At 65.4% G+C, this 25104-nt stretch carries 21 protein-coding genes, 1 tRNA gene and 1 pseudogene; 17 read left to right on the top strand and 6 right to left on the bottom strand.

Features of this window, described 5'->3' with window-relative positions; genetic code table 11:
* Window positions 1–32 precede the first annotated feature (32 nt).
* From iscU to HND92_RS08995, 12 genes are all read left to right on the top strand, one after another.
* On the top strand, window positions 33–434 hold the full coding sequence (gene iscU / locus HND92_RS08940) for a Fe-S cluster assembly scaffold IscU (RefSeq protein WP_011805374.1): 402 nt from the start codon (window positions 33–35) through the stop codon (window positions 432–434).
* Window positions 435–439: 5 nt separating this feature from the next.
* The gene (gene iscA, locus HND92_RS08945; RefSeq protein WP_011805373.1) at window positions 440–763 is read left to right on the top strand and encodes an iron-sulfur cluster assembly protein IscA; all 324 of its coding nucleotides are present in this window, start codon (window positions 440–442) and stop codon (window positions 761–763) included.
* A 68-nt stretch (window positions 764–831) separates the two neighbouring features.
* Window positions 832–1350 carry a Fe-S protein assembly co-chaperone HscB gene (gene hscB, locus HND92_RS08950; protein ID WP_011805372.1) on the top strand — a complete coding sequence of 173 codons (519 nt, stop codon included), beginning with the start codon at window positions 832–834 and terminating at the stop codon, window positions 1348–1350.
* A gap of 66 nt (window positions 1351–1416) precedes the next feature.
* Window positions 1417–3285 (top strand): Fe-S protein assembly chaperone HscA, encoded by a 1869-nt coding sequence (gene hscA, locus HND92_RS08955; protein WP_172206773.1) that lies wholly within the window; start codon window positions 1417–1419, stop codon window positions 3283–3285.
* A gap of 33 nt (window positions 3286–3318) precedes the next feature.
* Entirely contained in the window at window positions 3319–3657 is a 339-nt protein-coding gene (fdx, locus tag HND92_RS08960) for an ISC system 2Fe-2S type ferredoxin (protein ID WP_011805370.1), read from the top strand.
* On the top strand, window positions 3657–4370 hold the full coding sequence (gene dnaQ, locus HND92_RS08965; protein WP_011805369.1) for a DNA polymerase III subunit epsilon: 714 nt from the start codon (window positions 3657–3659) through the stop codon (window positions 4368–4370). The genes fdx and dnaQ overlap by 1 nt, the downstream gene beginning before the upstream one ends.
* Before the next feature lie 41 nt (window positions 4371–4411).
* A tRNA-Val gene (locus HND92_RS08970) sits at window positions 4412–4486 on the top strand.
* Window positions 4487–4602: 116 nt separating this feature from the next.
* Window positions 4603–5640, top strand: coding sequence for a histone deacetylase family protein (locus tag HND92_RS08975; protein ID WP_172206774.1), 1038 nt, complete (start codon window positions 4603–4605; stop codon window positions 5638–5640).
* A 17-nt stretch (window positions 5641–5657) separates the two neighbouring features.
* On the top strand, window positions 5658–6773 hold the full coding sequence (locus HND92_RS08980) for an NAD(P)/FAD-dependent oxidoreductase (RefSeq protein ID WP_011805367.1): 1116 nt from the start codon (window positions 5658–5660) through the stop codon (window positions 6771–6773).
* Between the two features lie 130 nt (window positions 6774–6903).
* Window positions 6904–7212, top strand: a complete 309-nt coding sequence (locus HND92_RS08985; protein WP_015913196.1) for a DUF883 domain-containing protein — start codon at window positions 6904–6906, stop codon at window positions 7210–7212.
* 67 nt (window positions 7213–7279) lie between these two features.
* Window positions 7280–7675 (top strand): phage holin family protein, encoded by a 396-nt coding sequence (locus HND92_RS08990; protein WP_172206775.1) that lies wholly within the window; start codon window positions 7280–7282, stop codon window positions 7673–7675.
* Window positions 7672–7995 carry a hypothetical protein gene (locus HND92_RS08995; protein WP_103738706.1) on the top strand — a complete coding sequence of 108 codons (324 nt, stop codon included), beginning with the start codon at window positions 7672–7674 and terminating at the stop codon, window positions 7993–7995. The genes HND92_RS08990 and HND92_RS08995 overlap by 4 nt, the downstream gene beginning before the upstream one ends.
* Before the next feature lie 57 nt (window positions 7996–8052).
* Here the strand turns inward: HND92_RS08995 and HND92_RS09000 are convergent, their stop codons facing one another.
* A complete protein-coding gene (locus HND92_RS09000; protein WP_103738707.1) occupies window positions 8053–9108 on the bottom strand; it encodes a quinone-dependent dihydroorotate dehydrogenase in 1056 nt (351 codons plus the stop codon).
* Window positions 9109–9143: 35 nt separating this feature from the next.
* Here HND92_RS09000 and rpiA point away from each other — a divergent pair, with 35 nt between their 5' ends.
* Complete coding sequence (gene rpiA / locus HND92_RS09005) at window positions 9144–9833, top strand: ribose-5-phosphate isomerase RpiA (RefSeq protein WP_172206776.1); 690 nt, start codon at window positions 9144–9146, stop codon at window positions 9831–9833.
* 51 nt (window positions 9834–9884) lie between these two features.
* Here the strand turns inward: rpiA and HND92_RS09010 are convergent, their stop codons facing one another.
* The 5 genes from HND92_RS09010 to HND92_RS09030 form a co-directional block, all read right to left on the bottom strand.
* A complete protein-coding gene (locus HND92_RS09010; RefSeq protein ID WP_172206777.1) occupies window positions 9885–10541 on the bottom strand; it encodes a glutaredoxin family protein in 657 nt (218 codons plus the stop codon).
* Between the two features lie 114 nt (window positions 10542–10655).
* On the bottom strand, window positions 10656–12689 hold the full coding sequence (locus tag HND92_RS09015) for a M3 family metallopeptidase (protein ID WP_047350347.1): 2034 nt from the start codon (window positions 12687–12689) through the stop codon (window positions 10656–10658).
* A gap of 87 nt (window positions 12690–12776) precedes the next feature.
* A complete protein-coding gene (gene folD, locus HND92_RS09020) occupies window positions 12777–13625 on the bottom strand; it encodes a bifunctional methylenetetrahydrofolate dehydrogenase/methenyltetrahydrofolate cyclohydrolase FolD (RefSeq protein ID WP_172206778.1) in 849 nt (282 codons plus the stop codon).
* A gap of 78 nt (window positions 13626–13703) precedes the next feature.
* On the bottom strand, window positions 13704–14330 hold the full coding sequence (locus HND92_RS09025; protein WP_011805358.1) for a response regulator transcription factor: 627 nt from the start codon (window positions 14328–14330) through the stop codon (window positions 13704–13706).
* On the bottom strand, window positions 14327–16873 hold the full coding sequence (locus tag HND92_RS09030) for a PAS domain S-box protein (RefSeq protein ID WP_015913204.1): 2547 nt from the start codon (window positions 16871–16873) through the stop codon (window positions 14327–14329). Before HND92_RS09030 ends, HND92_RS09025 begins: the two co-directional genes overlap by 4 nt.
* 169 nt (window positions 16874–17042) lie before the next feature.
* Here HND92_RS09030 and aceE point away from each other — a divergent pair, with 169 nt between their 5' ends.
* From aceE to HND92_RS09050, 4 genes and pseudogenes are all read left to right on the top strand, one after another.
* A complete protein-coding gene (gene aceE / locus HND92_RS09035) occupies window positions 17043–19739 on the top strand; it encodes a pyruvate dehydrogenase (acetyl-transferring), homodimeric type (protein WP_172206779.1) in 2697 nt (898 codons plus the stop codon).
* Window positions 19740–19756: 17 nt separating this feature from the next.
* Window positions 19757–21448: a dihydrolipoyllysine-residue acetyltransferase gene (gene aceF / locus HND92_RS09040; RefSeq protein ID WP_172206780.1), complete on the top strand. Its 1692-nt coding sequence runs from the start codon at window positions 19757–19759 to the stop codon at window positions 21446–21448.
* Window positions 21449–21464: 16 nt separating this feature from the next.
* Entirely contained in the window at window positions 21465–23348 is a 1884-nt protein-coding gene (lpdA, locus tag HND92_RS09045) for a dihydrolipoyl dehydrogenase (protein WP_172206781.1), read from the top strand.
* A gap of 108 nt (window positions 23349–23456) precedes the next feature.
* A pseudogene (locus HND92_RS09050) lies at window positions 23457–25012 on the top strand (IS91 family transposase).
* Window positions 25013–25104 lie beyond the last annotated feature (92 nt).

Consider the following 25104-nt stretch of genomic DNA (forward strand, 5'->3'; position numbering starts at 1 on the left):
CGCGGAACGACGGAATACAGGAGAAACACACCATGGCTTACTCGGACAAAGTGATTGACCATTACGAGAACCCCCGCAATGTGGGTTCCTTCGACAAGGGTGACGACTCGGTGGGCACCGGCATGGTCGGTGCGCCGGCTTGCGGCGACGTGATGAAGCTGCAGATCAAGGTGAACCCCGATACGGGCGTGATTGAGGATGCGCGCTTCAAGACCTACGGCTGCGGCTCCGCCATTGCGTCCTCGTCGCTGGTGACGGAATGGGTCAAGGGCAAGACGCTGGATGAGGCTGCCTCGCTCAAGAACAGCCAGATCGCCGAAGAGCTGGCGCTGCCGCCGGTGAAGATCCACTGCTCCATCCTGGCGGAAGACGCCATCAAGGCCGCCGTCAACGATTACAAGGCCAAGCACGGAGCGGCTGTCGAGGCCGCCTGAAGACCATGGCGATCACGCTGACCGAAGCTGCCGCGCGCCATGTGACGCGCTACCTCGCCCGGCGGGGAAAGGGCGTGGGCGTGCGCCTGGGTGTCAAGACCACCGGGTGCTCAGGCCTGGCTTACAAGCTTGAATATGTCGATGAGCAGGCACCCGAAGACGTTGTGTTTGAAAATCACGGCGTCAAGGTGCTGATCGATCCCAAGAGCCTTGCTTATATCGACGGGACCGAGTTGGATTTTGTGCGCGAGGGCCTCAATGAAGGCTTTCGCTTCAATAACCCGAATGAGCGCGACCGCTGTGGTTGTGGAGAGAGCTTCCGCGTGTGAGCACGCCGTAGGCCGCTTATTGCACAGGACCGCCATCGCCCGCCGCGCTGGCGGTTTTTTTTATTGCCATGAACCTCCAATCCGACGATTTCGAACTTTTTGGCGTGCCACGCCGCTTTGCGCAGGACCGCGACGCTCTGGACGCGCGGTGGAAGGACCTGCAGCGCGAAGCCCATCCCGACCGGTTTGCGGCGCAGGGCGCCGCCGCCCAGCGTGTGGCGATGCAATGGTCGGTGCGCATCAACGAGGCATACCAACGCCTGAAGGATCCTTTGAAGCGGGCGGCTTACCTTTGCGAACTGGGCGGCTCGCCCATCCGCGCCGAGGACAACACCGCCATGCCCGCGGCCTTCCTGATGCAGCAGATGGAGTGGCGCGAAGCCCTGGATGAGGCCCGCAGTGCTGCGGAGCTTGACGCGCTGGACGACACCACCCATATGGCGCGGCAAGTGGCGTTGGCCCGTTGTGCGGAACTGCTGGACCAGCAGCAGGACTATGCCGGCGCAGCCCGCGAGGTCAGAGCCCTCATGTTCATTGCGCGATTTGCGCACGACATCGATTTGCGCCGAGAGCAACTGGGACAATAGGCGCTTTATTCGGTCACTCCTGCCTGGGCGTGCGCTCGCGGGCCCCGGCTTTTCCACACTCATTTCATGGCGCTTCTGCAGATTTCTGAACCAGGGCAATCGCCCGATCCTCACCAGCGGCGCGTTGCCATCGGCATTGATCTGGGCACCACGCATTCGCTGGTGGCGGCGGTGCGCAACGGGGTCGCCGAGTGCTTGCCCGATGCGCAGGGCAGGGTGCTTTTGCCTTCCGTCGTTCGCTACCTGGGCGGGGGCGGGCGGCAGATCGGCTACGAGGCCGCTGCAGCGCAGATGCAGGACCCGGCCAACACGGTGTCATCCGTCAAGCGATTCATGGGCCGGGGCCTGGGCGACATCACGGGGCGCGAGAAGCTGCCTTACAACTTCATTGCAGCGACCGACAGTGGCGGAATGCTCTCGCTGTCCACCGCGGCAGGCGTGAAATCGCCGGTGGAAGTCAGTGCCGAGATCCTTGCCACGCTGCGCTACCGTGCCGAAGACAGTTTCGACAGTGACCTTTACGGCGCCGTGATCACGGTGCCCGCATATTTCGACGACGCGCAGCGCCAGGCGACCAAGGATGCCGCCCACCTCGCGGGCCTGAATCTGCTGCGCCTGATCAACGAGCCGACGGCCGCCGCGATTGCCTACGGGCTGGACAACGGAGCCGAAGGCGTCTATGCCGTGTACGACCTGGGCGGTGGCACGTTCGATATCTCCGTGTTGCGCCTGGCGCAAGGGGTGTTCGAAGTCATTGCCACCGGGGGGGACTCGGCCCTGGGCGGCGACGATTACGACGCGGCTCTGGCCGAGTGGGTGATGCAGCAGACAGGTGTTCGGGCGAGTACGCCCGAGGACAAGACGGCGGTGCGCTTGGCCGCGCGCGCCTGCAAGGAAGCGCTGACTGCTACTGATAATGTAGCTTTTACCGCAGATGTGGCGGGCGCTACAGTGCAATTTGATGTTAAGCGTGAAGATTTTGCGGCAGTGACAGCGGATCTCACCCAGCGCTCCCTGGCGGCGGTGCGCCGCACCCTGCGCGATGCGCAGATCGAGCGCGATGAGGTCAAGGGCGTGGTGCTGGTCGGCGGCTCCACGCGCATGCCGGTCGTGCGCACCGCGGTGGCCGAATTCTTCGGCCGTGAACCGCTGACCAACCTCAACCCGGACGAAGTGGTGGCCATCGGCGCGGCCATCCAGGCCAACCAACTGGCCGGCAACGATGCGGCCGGCGATCTGCTGCTGCTGGACGTGATTCCGCTGTCGCTGGGCATCGAAACCATGGGTGGGCTGGTCGAACGCATCATCGGCCGCAACGAGACCATTCCCACGGCCAAGGCGCAGGACTTCACCACCTACAAGGACGGCCAAACCGCTCTTGCCATCCACGTGGTGCAGGGCGAGCGCGACCTGGTGCAGGACTGCCGCAGCCTAGCGCGCTTTGAGCTGCGGGGCATTCCGCCCATGGCAGCGGGCGCGGCGCGCATCCGCGTCACGTTCACGGTCGATGCGGATGGTCTGCTCAGCGTGGCTGCGCGCGAGCAGGGCAGCGGTGTGGAGGCGCGTATTGACGTCAAACCATCCTACGGGCTCAGCGACGAGCAGATCGCGCGCATGCTGCAAGAGGGCTTTGCGACCGCGCAGCAGGACATGCAGACGCGCGCATTGGTTGAAGCCCGTGTGGATGCCGACCGCCTGCTGATCGCCACGCAGAGCGCACTGGACGTGGACGGCGATGTACTAGCGGCCGCGGAGCGCACGGCGATCGACGACCTGATGCATGCACTGCGCGCCACGCTGGAGACCAGCACCGACGCGGCGGCTGTCGAGGCCGCAGCGCAGGCCCTGGCCAAGGGCACCGAGGCGTTTGCAGCGCAGCGCATGAACCGCGGTATCCGCCAAGCCCTGGCAGGCAAGAACGTCAGTGCCCTCTGACCGCACAAACCTCATCCATTGATTCAAACACCCATGCCCGTCATCAAGATCCTGCCTCATCACGAATACTGTCCCGAGGGCGCGGAAATCACCGCGCCGGCCGGCACCTCAATTTGTGAGGCATTGCTGGACAACGGCATCAAGATCGAGCACGCCTGCGATATGAGCTGCGCCTGCACGACCTGCCATGTGGTCGTGCGCAAAGGATTCGAATCGCTCAATGATGCGGAAGAGGAGGAGGAAGACCTGCTGGACCGCGCGTGGGGCCTGGAGCCGCAATCGCGCCTGTCGTGCCAGGCCATCCTGGCGCAGAGCGATGTGACGGTGGAGATTCCCAAGTACTCGATCAACCACGCCAAGGAGAACCACTGATGTCCCGACAGATTGTTCTGGACACGGAGACCACCGGCCTGTCGGCGGAAGGGGGCGACCGCATCATCGAGCTGGGCTGCGTGGAACTCGTCAACCGCAAGCTCACCGGCAACAATCTGCATCTGTATCTGAACCCCGAGCGCGACAGCCATGAGGACGCGCTGAAGGTGCACGGCATCAGCAATGAATTCCTGCGCGACAAGCCCAAGTTTGCCGAGCGGGTGCAAGACATCCTGCAATACCTGCAGGGCGCGGAACTCATCATCCACAACGCGAGCTTCGACGTGGGCTTCCTGGACAAGGAGCTGGAACTGGTCGGCCTGGCGCCGCTGTCCGCGCATGTCGGGGGCGTGATCGACACCCTGGCCATGGCCAAGGAGATGTTCCCGGGCAAGCGCAACTCGCTGGACTCGCTGTGCGACCGGCTGGGCGTTGACAATTCCAGTCGTACGCTGCACGGCGCCTTGCTGGACGCGGAGTTGCTGGCGGATGTCTACATCAACATGACCCGCGGGCAGGATGCCCTGCTGATCATGGATGAGGCCACCGCCGGGGCAGGAGGCACCACCGTGGCCGCGGTAGATCTGAGCCGCATTGCACTGACGGTGCTGACCGCCAGTGCGCAGGAGCTTGCCGAGCATGAGGAAGTACTCGTGCAGATCGACAAGTCCAGCAGCGGTAAAACAATTTGGCGGACTTTGTCTGAGGCGTAAGAAAGCTATGCCATAATCGCGGGCTGTCGCAGCAACGACACGGGTGATTAGCTCAGCGGTAGAGCACTGCCTTCACACGGCAGGGGTCACATGTTCGATCCATGTATCACCCACCAATCCGAACCCCTTGCAGCCGGTATGGCCGCAAGGGGTTTTTTCTTGGCGCTGAGGTCGTGAGGGACTGCCGGCGTCGATGACAATCCGGCAGTCGCGATTGACTTGGCCGCCGTCGATGATCACCTTCCATAACCCGCTGCAGCACACCCACGCTCCCGAGCACGAATTTTTCCGCGGCGAGCGTATACCCTGTTTCGAGAACCCGACGCGCGCGGCCTATGTGGAAGCCGCTTTGACTGCGCGGGGTCATGTACTGCACCCCCCGGATGTGGATTGCACGGAGGTACTGGCAAAGATCCATGCGCCGCGCTACCTGGCTTTTCTGGCTTCGGCGTGGCAGCAATGGGTGTCGCTGGGTGAAGGGCAGGACCGTGTGCAGCCGTTTCCGTCGGTATGGCCGGTACGCACATTGCGCTCGGATATAGAGCCCGACAATTTCATTGCCAAGCTGGGGCTGTACTCCATGGACAACGGCTCGCCGCTTGCAGCGGGCACCTGGACGGCAGCCAAAGCAGGCGCCGACGCGGCGGCCAGTGCCGCGGCGCGCCTGGCGGCTGGCGAGCGCGCCGCGTTCTGCAGCACACGCCCGCCGGGGCACCATGCAGGCCCCGATTTCATGGGCGGGTACTGCTTCTTGAACAACGCGGCCGTGGCGGCCCAATGGCTGCGCGACCACGGCGCAGCCCGTGTGGCCGTGTTGGACGTGGATTACCACCACGGCAATGGCACGCAGAGCATCTTCTATGACCGTGCGGACGTGCTCTTCGTCAGCATCCATGGCGATCCCCGCACCGAATACCCCTTCTATCTGGGACATGCCGATGAAACCGGCGCAGGCCTCGGTGCGGGCGGCAACCTGAACCTGCCTCTGCCGGCCGGCACCGATGCTGCCACTTGGTTTGCGGCCCTGGAGCAGGCCTGCGCGCGCATCGCCGCTTTTGGAGCGGATGCCCTGGTGGTCTCGCTGGGACTGGATACCTATGAGGGCGATCCGATCTCGCGCTTTCGGCTGGCGACGACGGATTTTCTGCGGCTGGGTGCGCGGCTGCGTGGTGTGGGACTGCCCACTGTGCTGGTGCTGGAAGGCGGCTACGCAGCGGCGGAGTTGGGAACGAATGCGGTGAATGTGCTCGAGGGTTTCGAGCAGGCATGACAACGGAGGCATGAGCGATGAGTGAGACGGTCGATTGCGTCGTGGTGGGCGCGGGGGTGGTGGGGCTGGCGGTGGCGCGCGCATTGGCGCTGCAAGGGCGCGAGGTCTGGCTGCTGGAAGCGGCCAATGCCATTGGCACCGAGACGAGTTCGCGCAACAGCGAGGTGATCCACGCCGGTATCTATTACCCGCAGGGTTCGCTCAAGGCGCGCTTGTGCGTACAAGGCAAGGCCATGCTGTACGACTACTGCAGCGAGCGCGGCGTGCCTCACAGTCGCTGCGGCAAGCTCATCGTCGCCACGTCGACCGAACAGCAGAACGCGCTGACGGGCATCAGGGCGCGCGCGCAGGCCAATGGCGTGGATGACCTGCAATGGCTCTCGCGGGAGGAAGCGCGTGCGCTGGAGCCCGAACTGGAATGTGTGGCAGCGCTGCTCTCGCCCAGTACCGGCATCGTGGACAGCCATGCCCTCATGCTGGCGTTGCTGGGCGACCTGGAGAACGCGGGTGGTGTTCTGGCATTGAATTCGCCTCTGGCCAAGGCCCGTTGCACGCCACAAGCTATCCATTTGGAAGCAATGGATGGCACGTGCATCAGTGCGCGCACCGTGGTCAACGCGGCCGGTTTGCATGCGCCAGTCCTCGCGCGCCAGTTCGAGGGGTTGTCCGCGGTGCATGTACCGCAGGCGGCCTATGCCAAAGGCAACTATTTCACGTTGTCCGGCCGGGCACCCTTCAGCCATCTCATCTATCCCGTACCGGAGGCGGCGGGGCTGGGCGTGCACCTGACGCTCGACCTGGGGGGGCAGGCCAAGTTCGGCCCCGACGTGCAATGGGTGGAAGGCCCCGAGGACCTGGTGGTGGATGCGAGCCGCTCCGAGGCCTTTTACGCCGAGGTGCGCAAGTACTGGCCTGGCCTGCGCGACGGTGCACTGGCGGCGGGCTACGCCGGCATACGCCCGAAGATCCACGGCCCCCATGAGCCCGCGGCGGACTTCCTGATCCAGGGGCCGCGCGATCACGGAGTCTCGGGGCTGGTCAACCTGTTTGGCATCGAATCACCTGGGCTGACCAGCGCGTTGGCAATCGGTGCGCACGTGGCCGGTCTGCTGCACCAAGACGCCGTGTCATGATGCAACGCGGTCATTTTGTGATAGCGGCCATGCCCTGCGGCGCGAGCACTGGGCTAAGATGAGATACCCGCCTACATGGTTTGCCATGCACGGCGTATTACCATTGTTTCCTGCTATGAAAGGCTCCCGTATGACCACCGTATCCGAAACCATTTCCTCCACCCAGGCAGAACTCGAAAAGCTGGTAGGCGACCTGCGCGGTCTGCTGGCCAGCAAGGATCTGGACGGTATTCCCGAGATCAAGCAACTGCGCCAGCGTCTGGATGACGGCATCCATTCGGTGCGCGATTCCGCCGTGCGTGCCGCTCAGGAGGCAGCCCTGCAGGCCAAAGATGCCGCGCGCGCCGCCGACCGTTATGCCCACGATGAGCCCTGGCGCGTTGCCGGCGCTGCGCTGGCCGTAGGGGCGCTGGTGGGCTTCATGCTGGCCCGCCGCTGACCGGTAGCGCAATGGCAGGGCGAATCGTCAACGCTGCGGCGCGCTCCAGCGCCAGGGAGGGGCTTGCATGAACTGGTTGTCCCTGCTCGGCCTGGAAGGCTGGGTTGCACGCTGGCGGGCCGCCATCATCGAAGGCGTGATCGCGGCGGAAGACCGTATCGAACTCGCACGGCTCGAATGGGCCGACCAGAAGCGCCGCATGGCCCAGCTGGTGGTGCTGCTGGTTCTCTTTGGGTGCGTGGCCGTGATCGCCCTGCTGCTGTTGTCACTGGCTGTGCTGGTCCAGTTCTGGGATTCACCGCAGCGCGTGCTGGTGGCATGGTTGCTGGCAGGCGGCTGGTTGCTGGCCTGGGTGGCAGTGGCGGTGGCCCTGGTGTCCATCGGCCGACAGGCGGGTAATGCCTTTGCCCTTACGCGGCGGGAGTTGCAGCAGGACTGGCGCACCATCAAGGAGCAGTTATGAGCCCCTCTTCCCTGAACTCTGGGCAGCCGGCGCGCGTGCCCACCCCGCAGCAGCAGAAGGTGCTGGACCGCATTCTGGTGCAGCGCGAGCGGCTGCGTGCTCGGCGCGCGGCCCTGCGCCAGGCGCGCGCCGTGGCCGCAGGCGCGGAAGTTCGGGTGGAACCCGATGCGCCGCTGGCGGCACGGCTGGTGGCGTTTGCGCGCCTGCATCCCGTTGCGGTGGCAGCGGTGGTGGGCGCTGCGGTGCTGGCGGGGCCTCAACGGCTGGTGCGCTGGGCCACCCTGGTGATGCCGCTGGTCATGCGCATGCGGCGCGGCTAAGGCCTTGTTCCACAGTCTCTATCAGGCCGCATCGCGGCCTTTTTTCTTGGCCCGTTTTTAACGCAGATCGCGGATCGCCTTGGCCGCACGGCCCACGAGGGCAGGGCCTTCATAGATCAGGCCGGTGTAGATCTGCACGACATCGGCGCCTGCGCGGATTTTGCTCACAGCATCTTCGGCGCTCAGAATGCCGCCCACGCCGATGATCGGGAAAGCCGGGCCCAGCGCGGCACGCAACTGGCGGATCACGGCGTTGCTGGCTTCCAGCACGGGTGCACCGCTCAGGCCTCCAGTCTCGCCGGCATGGCGCAGGCCCTGCACGGCGTCCCGGCGGATGGTGGTGTTGGTGGCAACCACGCCATCCATGCCGTGGCGCTGAAGTGTGGTGGCAATCACGGCCACTTGGGCCTCGTCCAAATCCGGCGCAATTTTCACGAAGATGGGCACGCGGCGGCCCTGGGCGGCGGCGAGCTGTTCGCGGTGCTCGGCAATGGCGCCCAGCAGGCCGTCAAGCGCCGCATCGCTCTGCAGAGCGCGCAGGTTCTGCGTGTTGGGCGAACTGATATTCACCGTAACGTAGTCGGCATGCGGGTACACGCCCTCCAGGCAGGTGAGGTAGTCGCGCGTGGCGTCTTCGATGGGCGTGGTGGCGTTCTTGCCGATGTTCAGACCCAGCAGCAGTTTGCTCTGGCCGCGGCCCTGTGTGCGGACCTGCGAGCGCTGCACGTTGGCCACGAAGGCATCCAGCCCTTCATTGTTGAAGCCCAGGCGATTGATGAGCGCACGCGCCTCGGGCAGGCGGAACATGCGCGGCTTGGGGTTGCCGGGCTGCGCACGGGGCGTGACGGTGCCAACCTCCACGAAGCCGAAGCCCATGGCGGCCAGCGCGTCGATACAGCGGGCGTTCTTGTCGAGCCCCGCCGCGAGGCCCACGCGGTTGGGAAAGCGCAGGCCTGCCAGTTCGATGGGGTCGCTCACGGTTTCGTTGCACCAGGCCCATTGCAGCGGCGTGCGCTGGCCGCGCGCCAGCATGTCCATGGTGAGTTCGTGGGCGGCTTCGGCGTCCATGCCGAAGAGAAAGGAGCGGGCGAGGGCGTAGGGCAGCAGAGACATGGGGATAATTCAATGATCTTTCCGGATTTTCCCCCATGACTGCACCCACATCCCTTTCCCAAGACGAACTCAAGACCCTGGTCGGCCAAGCTGCACTGCAATATGTGGTGCCGGGCGAACTGCTGGGCGTGGGGACCGGCTCTACCGTCAACAAGTTCATTGACGCGCTGGCATCTATCAAGGACACCATCCGCGGCGCGGTTTCCAGCTCCGAAGCCAGCACGGCGCGGCTGAAGGCGCTGGGCATCCCCGTGCTGGACGCCAACGACGTGCGCTCGCTGTCGGTGTACATCGATGGCGCCGACGAGATCGACGGCAACGGCTACATGGTCAAGGGCGGAGGGGCGGCCCTCACGCGCGAGAAGATCGTCGCCGCGCTGGCACGGCGCTTTGTGTGCATAGCGGACGAGTCCAAGCTGGTGACCGTGCTGGGCGCGTTCCCGCTGCCGGTGGAGGTCATTCCCATGGCCGCCGCGTACATCGCGCGGCGCTTCGAGTCGCTGGGGGGGCAGGCGACGCTGCGTCTCAAGGATGGCCAACCGCTCGTGACCGACAACGGCCAACACATACTGGATGTGCGCGGCCTCACCATCAGCGATCCGCTGGCGTTCGAGACCGAGGTGAATCAATGGCCGGGGGTGGTGACGGTGGGCGTGTTTGCGCTGCAGAAGGCCAACGTCTGCCTGCTGGGCACGGCACAGGGCGTGCGTACGCTGTCCCTGTAAGACGGTGGACGGCAGTGGCGCGGCAATGCCGCGCCGAGCATCCCCTCGCTTTTAGAAAATGATGCCGGCCGGATTGGAGGGAGACGGCCCCGTGGGCGCTGCCGGTGGCGCTGAGGGGCGTCGTGCGGGAGCAGCGGACGCCTTGTCCGCAGCCGGTGCTGCAGGCTGCGCAGGCACCGCAACGAGCGGGGCTGCCGCAGGACGGCGGTAGTTCGGCGGCAATTGCGACTGCTTGGGGTAGCCGGCGGCGTCCAGGTACTGCGTCCACTCGGTGTCGGAAAAGCCCCGCAGCTGCTGTGCGCCAATGGTGCCGAAGGGCAGGCTGGATTCACCGCTCATGCGCTTGAGCGCGTCGATGTCCTCGTTGGTGCTGACGGTGCGCTCGGTGAAAGGAATGCCACGGTTGATCAGCAGATTGCGCGCGCTGTTGCAGGGCACACAGTCGCTGCTGGTGTACAGCGTCACGGGAAAGCGCGTGGCCACCTGGCGCAGAGCGTAGGGCAGGGCCTCGGCGCCGCCGCCGCCGCTGCGTGGTCCGGCGCCGACCGCTGTGCCCTCGGCGTTTGCGGCAGGAGCGCGGTCGGAGAAGGTCACCTTGCCATCCGGCCCGACGATGCGGTACACCTGCTGGGCCAGCGCGGCCGTGGACAGCAGGGCGGCCGTGGTGCATGTGGTGGCCAACACGGCAGCGTTGCGAATGATGGACATGGGTTCCTCTCCTCTTGGTTTCTTAAAAATAATAGCTGGTCGCGCTTGCTGCAAGCCATTTTTCAGTAGAAAGCAGGCGCAAACGCCCGGCAGACAAGCGCGAACCGCTCACTTTTATGCTGCCATGCCCTGGTGGCGCAGCAGCGCGTCCAGTGTGGGTTCGCGGCCGCGGAAGGCCTTGAAGGAGTCCATGGCGGGGCGGCTGCCGCCCGCTTCCAGGATGGCCTGGCGGTAGCGCCGGCCGGTCTCCGCGCTGGGCTCCCCGCCCGCGCCGGCAGTTTCCTCGAACGCGGCATACGCGTCGGCGCTGAGTACTTCGGCCCATTTGTAGCTGTAATACCCCGCCGCGTAGCCGCCCGCGAAGATATGGCTGAACGTGTGGGCCGAGCGGCTGAAGGCGGGAGGCTTGAGCACGGCCACCTCGTCGCGCACGCGGTCCAGCAGCGCCAGCACGTCGCCTTGGGGGTCGTGCTCGGTGTGCAGCAGCATGTCGAACAACGCGAACTCGATCTGGCGCAGCGTGGCCATGCCGGCCTGGAAGTTCTTGGCCGCGATCATCTTGTCGTACAGCGGGCGCGGCAGCGGCTCGCCCGTGTCCACATGGGCGGTCATGTGGCGCAGCACTTCCCATTCCCAGCAGAAGTTCTCCATGAACTGGCTGGGCAGTTCCACGGCGTCCCATTCCACGCCGCTGATGCCTGACACGTCGCGCTCGTTCACCTGGGTGAGCATGTGGTGCAGGCCATGGCCGAATTCATGGAACAGGGTGATCACGTCGTCGTGCGTGAGCAGGGGTGGGCGGCCGTCCACCCCGTCGGCGAAGTTGCACACCAGATGCGCCACCGGTGTCTGCAGCAGGCCCGTGTCCGGGCGCAGCCAGCGGGCGCGCGCATCGTCCATCCAGGCCCCGCCGCGCTTGCCCTGGCGGGCAGGCTGGTCCAGGTAGAACTGACCCACCAGCTCGCCGCCGCGCTCGATGCGGTAGAACTCCACGGCGCTGTTCCATACGGGCGCGACGTCGCGGCGGATGGCCACCTCGAACAGCGTCTCGACGATCTTGAACAGCCCGGCCAGCACCTTGGGCGCCGTGAAGTACTGCTTGACCTCCTGCTCACTGAAGGCGTAGCGCGCTTCCTTGAGTTTCTCGGAGATGTAGGGCCAGTCCCAGGACTGGGGGTTGGCCAGGCCCAAATGCTCAGCGGCAAAGGCGCGCAGGTCGGCTACGTCCTTCTCCGCAAAGGGCCGGGCGCGGTGCGCCAGGTCCCGCAGGAAGTGGATGACTTGTTCGGGCGACTGCGCCATCTTGGGCACCAGCGACACCTGGCCGAAGTTGCCATACCCCAGCAGCTGCGCCTCTTCCTTGCGCAGCGCGAGGATCTCGGCCATCACGGCGGTGTTGTCGAAACGCGCGGCGTCGCCGCTGGCCTGGTCCGATGCGCGTGTGACGTAGGCGTGGTAGAGCTTCTCGCGCAGGGCACTGCTGGTGGCGAACTGCATCACCGGCAGGTAGCACGGCATCTTCAGCGTGAGCTTGTAACCGTCCTTGCCCTCGGCCTGGGCCGCGGCGCGGGCGGCGTTCTGCACGTCGGCCGGCACGCCGTCCAGCTCCTCGGCCGTGGCGTAGTAGGCGTAGGCGTCGGTGGCGTCCAGCGCGTTCTCGCTGAACTTTTGCTGCAACTCGGCCTGGCGTTCCTGGATGGCGGCAAAGCGCTCCTTGGCTGCGCCCTGCAGCTCGGCGCCCGACAGCACGAAGTTGCGGATCGCATTGCTGTGCGCCTGCCGCTGTTCCGGGTTGAGCGTGGCGGGGTCGATCGCCTTGTATTTGGCGTACAGGCGCTCGTCGGCGCCCAGGCGGGTCCAGAACTCGGTGACCTTGGGCAGCGCCTCGTTGTAGGCGGCGCGCAGCTCGGGCGTGTCCGCCACGCTGTTGAGGTGGCTGACGGCGCCCCATGCGCGGCCCAGTTCCTCGGTGGCGACATCCAGTACCTGCGCAATCGCATCCCAGCGGGCCGGGAAGTCCGGCTGGGTGACGGTTTCCAGTGCGCCGTCTGCGCGTTGCAGCAGCACATCCACCGCAGGGGCTACGTCGGCGGGGGTGATGCGGTCGAAGGGAATGTGGCCCGAGAAGTCGAGGAGGGGATTGCTCATGCTGGCTTAGATGGCGTTGCCGTGAGTGGGTTCAAGCCGTTGGCGCAAACGCGCGCCCACCGGCACTCGGGTCAGGGGTGCCTCGCGTCAGAGGCGCTCAGCCGCTTCCAGGGTGTTCACCAGGAGCATGGTAATTGTCATCGGGCCCACGCCGCCGGGCACTGGCGTGATGTAACCCGCCACCTGCTTGACGCCCTCGAAGTCCACGTCGCCGCAGAGCTTGCCTTCGTCATTGCGGTTCATGCCCACGTCGATCACCACGGCGCCGGGTTTGACCATGTCGGCCGTGAGCACGTTGCGCTTGCCCACGGCAGCCACCACCACATCGGCCTGGCGCGTCATGGCGGCAAGATCCGCTGTGCCGCTGTGGCAGACCGTGACGGTGGCGTTGGCTGCCAGCAGCATCATGGCCATGGGTTTTCCCACGATGTTGGAGCGACCGATGACCACGGCGTGCTTGCCGCGCAGGTCCTTCATACCGATGGATTCGAGCATCTTCATGCAGCCGTAAGGCGTGCAGGCCTTGAAGCCCACCTCGCCCACCATCAGTGCCCCGGCGCTGGCGACGTGAAAGCCGTCCACATCCTTGAGGGGCGAGATCGCTTCGATGACCTTGTGGTCGTCGATGTGCTTGGGCAGCGGCAGTTGCACCAGGATGCCGTGGATGCTGGGGTCGTTGTTCAGCGCCTGCACGCGCGCCAGCAGCTGTTCTTCGGTCATGCTGGCGTCGTACTTTTCCAGCACCGAGTGAAAGCCCACGTCCTCGCAAGCCTTGACCTTGTTGCGCACGTACACCTGGCTGGCAGGGTTGTCGCCCACCAGCACCACTGCGAGGCCAGGGCTGATGCCGCGGTCTTTCAGCGCGGCCGTGCGCGCGGCGACTTCAGTGCGCAGTTGGCGGGAGAGGGCGTTGCCGTCGATCAGTTGGGCTGTCATTGATGAATCCACGATACAAATGAAAAAGCTGCCTGGCGCTTGTCTGGTATGCGCAGGCAGCTATTAAAAACGGAGCAATTAGGCCTTGGCGCTACCTGGCCCCAGGGCAATCTTGAGTAGGTCGGCCACGGTGTTGGCGTTGAGCTTTTCCATGATGTTGGCGCGGTGCGCCTCCACCGTCTTGATGCTGATGCCCAGGTCGTCAGCGATCTGCTTGTTCAGGCGGCCGGCAACGATGCGCTCCAGCACCTGCGCCTCGCGGCTGGTGAGCTTGGACAGCAGCGCGTCGCGGCTGGCGGCCTGTTGGTAGTCGGCAAAGGCTTCGCGTGCATGGTCCAGCATGCGCTCAACCAGGCCCAGCAACTCTTCTTCGTTGAAAGGTTTCTGGATGAAGTCCAGCGCGCCTTTCTTCATGGTGTTCACGGCCATGGGGACGTCGCCGTGGCCGGTGATGAAGACGATGGGCAGGGGCGACTTGCGTTCGACCAGGCGGTCCTGCAGCTCCAGGCCCGTCATGCCGCCCATGCGGATGTCCACGATCAGGCAGGCGACTTCACGCGGGTCATAGCGTGCGAGGAACGATTCCGCCGAATCAAAGCAGCGTACACGGTAGTCCTTGCCCTCCAGCAGCCACTGGAGCGAGTCGCGGACGGCTTCGTCGTCGTCGACGACATAGACGGTGCCTTTTTTCGGAATCAAACTCATGCAATAGTCCTTGGGGTTGACGTTGCTGCGGAATTGATAGTGGCATCCGCAGCAGTGGCGAGCGGAAGCCAGAAGGAGAACCGGCAGCCGGTGACCTCCGATCCATTGTAGAGGTTCTCCGCGTGCATCCGGCCCTGGTGCGACTCGACGATGCTGCGGCACAGGTTCAGGCCCATGCCCATGCCTTCGCTCTTGGTGGAGAAGAATGCCTCGAACAGGTGCGCCAGCACTTCCGGGGCCAGGCCCTTGCCCGTGTCCTGCACCGAAAACTCGATCACCCCGCGGCCATCCACATGGCGCGGCACCACGCGCAGCTCCACGCTGCGTCCGGATGGGGGGCGGTGGGCCTGGGCGATGGACTCGGCGCCGTTCTTCATCAGGTTGATGAGCACCTGCTCGATCAGGATCGTGTCGGCCATCACCTGGGGCAGCCGGGCGGCGACGTAGTGCGTCAGGTGGACGTTGTGGCGCCGCAGCTCGATGTCGGCCAGTTCCACCGCTTCGCTCACCATCTCGTGCACGTCGGCCAGCGTGCGGTTGGGTTCGCTTTTTTTCACGAAGGCGCGGATGCGCTGGATGATCTGGCCGGCGCGCTGCGCCTGGTGGGCGGTCTTTTGCAGCGCCGTGAGCAGTGCCTCCTCGCTGATCTGGCCGCCCTGGATGCGCGAGACCATGCCGCTGCAATAGTTGCTGATGGCGGTGAGCGGCTGGTTGAGTTCGTGGGCTACGCTGGAGGCCATCTCGCCCATGGTGATGAGGCGGCTGACCGACTGGGCGCGTTCGGCCTGGCGCGCGGCCTGCTCCTCGGCCTGGCGGCGCGGCGTGATGTCGGTGGCAATGACCATTTGCGCCAACCGGCCGTCCACCCAGTTCAGGTAGCGCGAGCGCACCTCCAGCCACTTGCCCAGATCGGGCAGGTAGATCTCGGCGTTCTCCGAACGGGCGCTGGTCAGCGAGTCGGTGGGCAGGCCCATCAGGCCATCTTCGTCGTCCATGCCGCCGGAACTGTAGGAGGTGGGCAGCACGCCTGCCTGCGCCACCAGTTGCAGGTGGCCGCTGGTCTGCGAGCCGAACCATTGGCGGTACAGGCGGTTGGCAAACAGCAGCTCCTCGCTCCCCAGCGGCGCCACGGAGACGGAGGCGTCCAGCGCCTCCAGCACGATGGTGAAGCGCTCATGCGAGGCGGTGAGTTGCTCGCGCACGCGGTTGGGCTCGGTGATATCGGTCATCGAGGTCATCCAGCCTGTCTGGTGACCGCGTGCGTCGATCAGCGGCGAGACGTACAGGCGCGCATCGAACAGCGTGCCGCTCTTGCGCCGCACGCGTACCTGGAATCCACCGGGCACGGTCTTGCCCGAGAGTTCGTCGCGCAGATTGGCGTGCAGCGACTCATATTCGCCCTCGGGCCAGTAGCTGTAGGGCGGGGTCTGCCCGACCAGCTCGGCCTCGGTCCAGCCTGTCATCTGGCAGAACGCGGCGTTCACATAGGTGATGCGGCCCTCCAGGTCCAGCGCGCGCATGCCGGTGAGGATGGAGTTCTCCATCGCCCGGCGGAAGTTGGTTTCTGCCACCAGTGCTTCCTGGGCCTGCAGCCGCCTGCGCGTGTGCCGCCAGGTGGCGATGAGCATCCATGCCGTCATCACGCTGAGCGTGCCCACGAGCCAGAACAGCCCGCTGCCCACCACGCCCAGCGACGTACGGTACGCCTGCGCCCGCATCACGAGGCCGTTGCCCACCGGGGAGACGGGGATCTCGTACTGGTTGGCCTTGGTGGTCCAGGGCAGCAGTGCATTGGTGCGCGGGGGCAGGGGCGTGCCCGCCAAGGTGCGGCCATTGCCGTCCAGCAACGTGACGGCGTAGCGCGCCAGCACCTCCGTGGGAGTGCCGTAGCGCAGCAGGCTGTCGATGGAGTATTCCGCCAGCACCACGCCGCCGAACTTGCCCTGGGGCGACAGGGGCACCTGCAGTTGCAGCAGGGGCGCGCTCTCGCCCTCGGTGGCCGTGGGTTGCGAATACAGCGGCTGTTGCAGGTCGCGGACGGCGTTAAAGAGGTTGGTGGTCTCGCCGGGCTTGAGCACCTCCCCGCCCACGCGCAGCTGGCTGCTGGTCACGGCAGGCGCGGCGTGGCTGGCGCGGATGCGCCGGCGCTCGTCGATCCAGGTGATGGCCTGCAGCTCGGGGTACTGGCTGATGAGCGGCTCGGCGCGGCTGCCGAAGTCCGCGCGCTCCACATCCTGGTTGGATAGATCGCGCGCGATGCGCATGATCTGCTCTTGCCGCTCCAGCAAGCGCAAACGCACGCGCTGCTGGGCGTATTCCACGTCGCGCCTGAGGGCTTCCTTCTCGCGTTCCACCTCTTCCGTGCGCAAATACCAGAACGAGGCCACGATGGCAGCGAGGAACATCAGCACCGATGCCACGGGCGCCAGCGCCGCGAACCGGTCCTGGCGCGTGGGCGAGAGGCTGCGCCACCAGGCACGCCACCAGCGCGCCGGGGTTTTAACGGCAGACACGGTGGAAGAGGGCGCGACAGGGGACTCCATGGGCGCGGAGTTTAAAGGCTTCGCGGGAGCGATTTCATCTGAAGAAATAATGTGCAATCGCAGCAATTTTTCATATTAAGAGATGAAAAAGCATCATTTGAAATGATGAAAATTTGTGCGAAACTCGCGCCCGTATTACCGTTATTGCCACTGAATCAAGGAGACAGGTATGTCTGATCCGACCAAAGTCCTGACCGCTACCGACATCGACCAACAGGAAACCCGCGAATGGCTGGACGCGCTGTCGGCAGTGATCGACAAGGAGGGGCCGGAGCGTGCCCACTTCCTGCTGGAGCAATTGCTGGAGCAGGCCCGCCAGAGCAGTATTGACCTGCCGTTCTCCGCCAATACGGGATACGTGAACACCATCGAGCCGGACCAGGAGGCCCGCTGCCCCGGCAATATCGCCATCGAGAAGCGCCTGCGCGCCTACATGCGCTGGAATGCCATGGCCATGGTGGTGCGCGCCAACCGCCTGCATCCGCATGACGGCGGCGACCTGGGCGGCCACATCGGCTCCTTCGCTTCGCTGGCCTCCATGTGGGGCGCGGGCTTCAACCATTTCTGGCATGCCGAGAGCGAGAGCCACGGCGGCGATTGCATCTATTTCCAGGGCCACAGCGCGCCCGGCATCTACGCCCGCGCCTACCTGGAAGGCCGCATCACCGAGGACCAACTCGAAAACTTCCGCCAGGAAGTGGGCGGCAAGGGCCTGTCCAGCTACCCGCACCCCAAGCTGATGCCGGGCTTCTGGCAGTTCCCCACGGTGTCCATGGGCCTGGGGCCGATGATGGCCATCTACCAGGCGCGCTTTCTCAAGTACCTGCATGCCCGCGGCATCGCCAACACCGAGAACCGCAAGGTCTGGATCTTCCTGGGCGACGGCGAGATGGACGAGCCGGAGAGCCTGGGCGCCATCGGGCTGGCGGCGCGCGAAGGGCTCGACAACCTGATCTTCGTCATCAACTGCAACCTGCAGCGCCTGGATGGCCCGGTGCGTGGCAACGGCAAGATCATCCAGGAACTGGAGGGTGCCTTCCGCGGCTCGGGCTGGAACGTCATCAAGCTGATCTGGGGCAAGGGCTGGGACGAACTGCTGGCGCGCGACAAGAGCGGCAAGCTCAAGCAGCTGATGATGGAGACGCTGGACGGCGACTACCAGACCTACCGCGTCATGGACGGCGCGTATATCCGCAAGCATTTCTTCGGCAGGTACCCCGAGACGGCCAAGCTCGTGGAGCACCTGAGCGACGACGAGATCTGGGAACTGCGCCGCGGCGGCCACGACCCCGAGAAGGTGTACGCCGCCTTCCATGCGGCCAATGAACACCAGGGTCAGCCCACGGTGTTGCTGGTCAAGACCGTCAAGGGTTACGGCATGGGCAAGGCCGGTGAGGGCAAGAACACCGTGCACCAGACCAAGAAGCTGTCGGACGAGGACATCAAGTACATCCGCGACCGCTTCAACATCCCGATCCCCGACAGCGAGCTGGACAAGCTGCCCTACTACAAGCCGGCCGACGACACGCCGGAAATGAAGTACCTGCACGAGCGTCGCAAGGCCCTGGGCGGCTACCTGCCGCAGCGTCGCACGCACGCCGACGAGAGTTTCACCGTGCCGGCGCTGGAGACGTTCAAGGCCGTGCTGGAGCCCACCGCCGAGGGCCGCGAGATCTCCACCACCCAGGCCTACGTGCGCTTTCTCACGCAGCTGCTGCGCGACAAGGCCCTGGGTCCGCGCGTGGTGCCCATCCTGGTGGATGAGGCGCGTACCTTCGGCATGGAGGGATTGTTCCGCCAGATTGGCATCTACAACCCCAAGGGCCAGCTCTACACCCCGGTCGACCGCGACCAGGTGATGTACTACAAGGAAGACAAGGCCGGTCAGATTCTTCAGGAAGGCATCAACGAGGCGGGCGGCATGTGTTCATGGATCGCTGCGGCGACGTCGTATTCGACGAACAACCGCATCATGATCCCGTTCTACGTGTACTACTCGATGTTCGGCTTCCAGCGCTTTGGCGACTTCGCCTGGGCCGCGGGCGACATGCAGGCGCGCGGCTTCATCCTGGGGGGCACGTCGGGCCGCACCACGCTCAACGGCGAAGGCCTGCAGCACGAGGATGGCCACAGCCACATCCTGGCCAACACCATTCCCAACTGCGTGAGCTACGACCCGACCTTCGCGCACGAGGTGGCGGTCATCATGCAGGACGGCCTGAAGCGCATGGTGGAGAAGCAGGAAAACGTCTACTACTACATCACGCTGCTCAACGAGAACTACGCCATGCCGGGCCTGCAGCCGGGCACGGAAGAGCAGATCATCAAGGGCATGTACCTGTGCAAGGCCGGCGCGGACGGCGACAAGCGCGTGCAGCTGCTGGGTTCGGGCTCGATCCTGCGCGAGTCGATCGAGGCGCAGAAGCTGCTCGCCGCCGACTGGGGCGTGCAGGCCGACGTGTGGAGCTGCACCAGCTTCAACGAGCTGACCCGCGAGGGCCAGGACGTGGCGCGCTGGAACCTGCTGCATCCGCTGGAGACACCGCGCGTGTCCTTCGTGGCGCAGCAGCTGGGCAAGAGCACCGGCCCCGTGGTCGCCTCGACCGACTACATGAAGAACTACGCCGAGCAGATCCGCGCCTTCATTCCCGATGGGCGCTCCTACACCGTGCTGGGTACCGACGGCTTTGGCCGCAGCGACTTCCGCTACCGCCTGCGCGAGCACTTCGAGGTCAACCGCCACTACATCACCGTGGCCGCGCTGAGCGCACTGGCCGACGAGGGCAAGCTGCCCAAGGCGAAGGTGGCCGAGGCGATTGCCAAGTACGGCATCCAGACCGAGAAGATCAACCCCCTGCACGCCTGAAGACCGGGAGACACGACATGGCATTGGTAAACATCCAGGTTCCCGACATCGGCGACTTCGACGAAGTCGGCGTGATCGAGCTGCTGGTCAAGGTGGGCGACACGGTGAAGGCGGAGCAGTCGCTGATCACCGTGGAGTCCGACAAGGCCTCAATGGAAATCCCGTCGAGCCACGCGGGTGTGGTCAAGGAACTCAAGGTCCAGCTGGGCGACAAGGTCAAGCAGGGCAGCGTGATCGCCGTGCTGGAGGCTGCGGGCGAAGCCGCTGCTTCTGATGAAAAACCGGCTCCAGCGCCCGCCGCACAAGCGCCGGCAGCTATCGAAACGCAAGCGCCGGTCGCGCCTGCTGCACCCGCCGCCCCTGCTGCGGGTGGTGGCGCGGTTGAGGTGCGTGTGCCCGACATCGGTGACTTCAAGGACGTCGCCGTGATCGAATTGCTGGTCCGGCCCGGCGATGCGGTCAAGGTGGAGCAGTCGCTGTTCACCGTGGAGTCCGACAAGGCCTCGATGGAGATCCCTTCGCCCGCCGCCGGCGTTCTCAAGGAGCTCAAGGTCAAGATCGGCGACAAGATCAATGTGGGCGATCTCGTGGCGGTGCTTGAAGGTGCCGCCGCTGCACCTGCCGCCGCCCCGGCGCAGGCATCTACACCAGCGGCCGCTTCCGCTCCGGTCGCTGCCGCGCCCGTGGCGGCTCAGGCCTCCGCACCGGCTGCGGCAACGGCAACGGCAACGGCAACGGCGCCCGTGCCGGCCCACCAGCCCTCGACGCCCACGCCGGGCCTGCCGCACGCCAGCCCCTCGGTGCGCAAGTTCGCCCGTGAACTGGGTGTGCCGCTGGCGGAGGTCAAGGGCACGGGCATCAAGGGCCGCATCACGCAGGATGACGTGGCGGCCTTCACGCGCCAGGTGATGAGCGGTGCGCTGCAGACCCAGGCGCAGGGCAGCAAGGCGCCCGCTGCGGGTGGCTCTGGGGTGGGCCTGGACCTGCTGCCGTGGCCCAAGGTGGACTTCGCCAAGTTCGGCCCCATCGAGCGCAAGGAGCTGTCGCGCATCAAGAAGATCAGCGGCGCCAACCTGTCGCGCAACTGGGTGATGATTCCCCATGTCACCAACAACGACGAGGCCGACATCACCGAGCTGGAAGCCTTCCGCGTCTCCACCAACAAGGAGAACGAGAAGAGCGGCGTCAAGGTCACCATGCTGGCCTTCGTCATCAAGGCCGTGGTCGCGGCGCTGAAGAAGTTCCCCGAGTTCAACGCCAGCCTGGACGGCGACGCCCTGGTCTACAAGCAGTACTTCCACATCGGCTTTGCGGCCGACACGCCCAACGGCCTGGTGGTGCCCGTGCTGAAAGATGCCGACAAGAAGGGCATCCTGCAAATCAGCGCCGAGATGGCCGAGCTGGCCAAGAAGGCCCGCGACGGCAAGCTGGGTGCGGCCGACATGCAGGGCGGCAGCATGTCGATCAGCTCGCTGGGCGGCATTGGCGGCACGCATTTCACCCCCATCATCAATGCGCCCGAGGTGGCCATCCTCGGCCTGTCCAAGAGCCAGATGAAGCCCGTGTGGGACGGCCAGCAGTTCGTGCCGCGCCTCACGCTGCCGCTGAGCCTGTCGTACGACCACCGCGTGATCGACGGCGCCTCTGCCGCGCGCTTCAACGCCTACCTGGGCCAGGTGTTGGCGGACTACCGCCGCATCCTGCTGTAAGGACGGAGCACAACATATGGCAATCATCGACATCAAGGTGCCCGACATCGGCGACTTCGCCGAGGTGGGCGTGATCGAAGTGCTGGTGCAGCCGGGCGACACCATCCGGGCCGAGCAGAGCCTGGTCACCGTGGAGTCCGACAAGGCCTCCATGGAGATTCCCAGCAGCCACGCCGGCGTGGTCAAGGAGCTCAAGGTCAAGCTGGGCGACAAGGTGGCCGAGGGCTCCGTGCTGCTGACGCTGGAAGTGGCGCAGGGAGCGGCGGCGCCGGCTGCGGCCCCTGCCGCGGCGAGCACGCCCAGCGCACCGCCATCTGAGTCAAAACCGGCTACAGCGCCCGCTGCTCAAGCGCCAGCAGCTCCTAAAACCGAAGCGGCCAGCTTCGGCGGCAGTGCCGACGTGGAGTGCGATGTGCTGGTGCTGGGCGGCGGCCCCGGCGGTTACAGCGCCGCCTTCCGCGCGGCCGACCTGGGCCTGAACGTGGTGCTGGTCGAGCGCTACGCCACCCTGGGCGGCGTGTGCCTGAACGTGGGCTGCATTCCCTCCAAGGCGCTGCTGCACGTGGCCGCGGTGATGGACGAGGTGAGCCACCTGAAGAGCGCCGGCATCGACTTCGGCGCGCCGCAGGTCAACATCGACACCCTGCGCGGCCACAAGGAAAAGGTCATCGGCAAGCTGACCGGCGGGCTGGCGCAGATGGCCAAGATGCGCAAGGTGACCGTGCTGCGCGGCTACGGCCACTTCGTCGGCGCCAACCACCTGGAGGTGGAGGAAACCACCGGCACCAGCCAGGACAAGACCGGCGCCAAGAAGGTGGTGGCGTTCAAGCGCGCCATCATCGCTGCCGGCAGCCAGGCCGTGCGCCTGCCGTTCATGCCCGACGATCCGCGCGTGGTGGATTCCACCGGCGCGCTGGCGCTGCAGGGCGTGCCCAAACGCATGCTGATTCTGGGCGGCGGCATCATCGGCCTGGAAATGGGCACGGTGTACAGCACGCTGGGCGCGCGCCTGGACGTGGTGGAGATGCTGGACGGCCTGATGCAGGGCGCTGATCGCGACCTGGTCAAGGTATGGCAGAAGATGAACCAGCACCGTTTCGACAACGTGATGCTGAATACCAAGACCGTGGCCGCCGAGGCCACGCCCGAAGGTATCAAGGTGAGCTTCGCGCCCGCCAAGGACGGCGTCACGGTGCCCGAGCCCCAGGTGTACGACCTGGTGCTGCAGGCCGTGGGCCGCACCCCCAACGGCAAGAAGATCGCCGCCGACAAGGCCGGCGTCGCCGTGACGGACCGCGGCTTCATCAACGTCGACATCCAGATGCGCACCAACGTGCCGCACATCTTCGCCATCGGCGACATCGTGGGCCAGCCCATGCTGGCGCACAAGGCGGTGCACGAGGCGCACGTGGCGGCCGAGGTCATCGCCGGCGAACTGCAGGGCAACAAGGAACTGGCAAGCGCCGCCTTCAACGCCCGCGTGATCCCGAGCGTGGCCTATACCGACCCCGAAGTGGCCTGGGTGGGTCTGACCGAGGACCAGGCCAAGCAGCAGGGCATCAAGGTCAAGAAGGGCCTGTTCCCCTGGGCGGCCAGCGGCCGCGCCATCGCCAACGGCCGTGACGAGGGCTTTACCAAGCTGCTGTTCGACGACAGCCCCGAGGCAGGATCAGGAGACGGCCATGCTGGCCGGGGCCACGGCAAGATCCTGGGCGGCGGCATCGTCGGCACGCACGCCGGCGACATGATCGGCGAGATCGCCCTGGCCATCGAGATGGGCGCCGACGCGGTGGACATCGGCAAGACCATCCACCCGCATCCGACGCTGGGCGAGAGCATCGGCATGGCGGCGGAGATTGCCCACGGCAGTTGCACGGATGTGCCGCCTGCGCGCAAGTAAGTCCGCAGCCAAGCTACCCTGACAAGGCCCGAACTGGCGACGGTTCGGGCCTTGTGCTTTGCGTACCCAAACAATCGCCGCAGAATACTGTGCATTTGTACAGTATTCATGTCAGCCACTTCCAAGCCCAAGCTCTACAACCCACGCCACCCGAACGCACGCTGCTCTACCAAACGGTAGCCGAGCACTACGAGACCTGGCTAGAGTTGGCCAGCGCGGGTCAGTTCGACGGCCAGGGCGACCACCACACCCCCAAGCCCTTCGTGCGCAAAGCGTTTGCCAAGTATCTTGAGTGCGGCATCTTTGCCCATGGCTTTGCCCGCGCTCGCTGCGGCGACTGTGGGCACGACTACTTTGTAGCCTTCTCCTGCAAAGGCCGGGGAGTCTGCCCCTCGTGCACCACCCGGCGCATGGTGGAGACAGCAGCGCACCTGAACGATCACGTATTCCCCCGCCTGCCGGTGCGCCAGTGGGTGCTGTCGGTTCCCAAGCGGCTTCGTTACTTCATGCAGCGCGACGGAGCGGTGCTGAGCATGGTGCTGCGCATCTTTCTGCGGGTGATCGCACAAACTCTGCAGACCCACAGCCCCGGTGCGGCCCATATGGACAAGGCAGGCCTGCACATCGGTGCCATCGCCTTCATTCACCGATTCGGCTCCAGCCTCAATGAACACGTCCACTTCCACGTTTGTGTGGTGGACGGGGTGTTTGAGGAAGTGGAGGGCGAGGGCGATGCTGATGCGACCCCTCGAATCTCATCGCCGGGTGTCATCTTTCACGCGGCCACCGGCATCGATGCGGCTACCGTGGCCCCAGTGCAGACCACACTGCAAAAACGCATCCTGCGCGCCTTCGTTGCTCGGGGCCTGCTGGAGAACTGTGACGCCAAAGACCTGCTGGGCTACAAACACAGCGGCTTCTCGGTGGACGCCGGTGTCTGCATCGAAGCCCACGACCGCGCTGCGCTGGAGCGGCTGCTGCGCTATTGCGCGCGTCCACCGTTTTCCATGGAGCGCCTACGCAAAGAGGGAAGCAAACTGGTGTACCGCTGTGCCAAACAGCGCAGCGAGCCCACCAGTGACCAGCGCGGTGCCAAGGCAGATGAGCTGCACCTCACACCGCTGGAACTGATCGACCGCATCGCCGCGCTGGTGCCACCGCCACGCACCCACCGGCACCGCTACTTTGGCGTGCTGGCACCGAACTCGCCGCTGAGAGCGGCGGTAACGGCGCTGGCTCAGCCTGCTGCGTCGCAACCAGCCACGGTGGAGACTGCACAACCTGGCGCGGGCGTACCAGGGGTGGCGGCGCCGGGCAACGCGGCCACACCCACACCCGAACCTGAAGCACGCCCGAAGCGAGCGGCGCATTACTTGTGGGCGGTGCTGATTGCCCGCATCTACGAGGCATTTCCGCTGCTGTGCCCCATGTGCGGTGGGCAGATGCGCATCATTGCCTTCATCACCCACAGCGCCGAAATCCGCCACATCCTGAACCACATCGGGGTGGACTCGCAGCCACCGCACATCACCCCGGCACGCGGGCCACCGCTGTGGGAGGACTGCGACGCGCCGGTGGATGACGGGGTGCAAGGCGAGCCCGATTGGGATCTGGCAGCTCAACCCGCACCCGATTACGAGGTGGACCAGCGCGTCAATTGGTGACCCAGTGAAGCGGCGGTATCAATCGCTGCGGTGAGTAGCTGCGTGCGCGCCAGACCCAAATGCATACTGCCTCCCAAGCTCTTGCCATTGAG

Origin of the sequence: Diaphorobacter sp. JS3050, assembly GCF_013154915.1 — a bacterium.
Lineage (GTDB): Bacteria > Pseudomonadota > Gammaproteobacteria > Burkholderiales > Burkholderiaceae_C > Diaphorobacter > Diaphorobacter nitroreducens.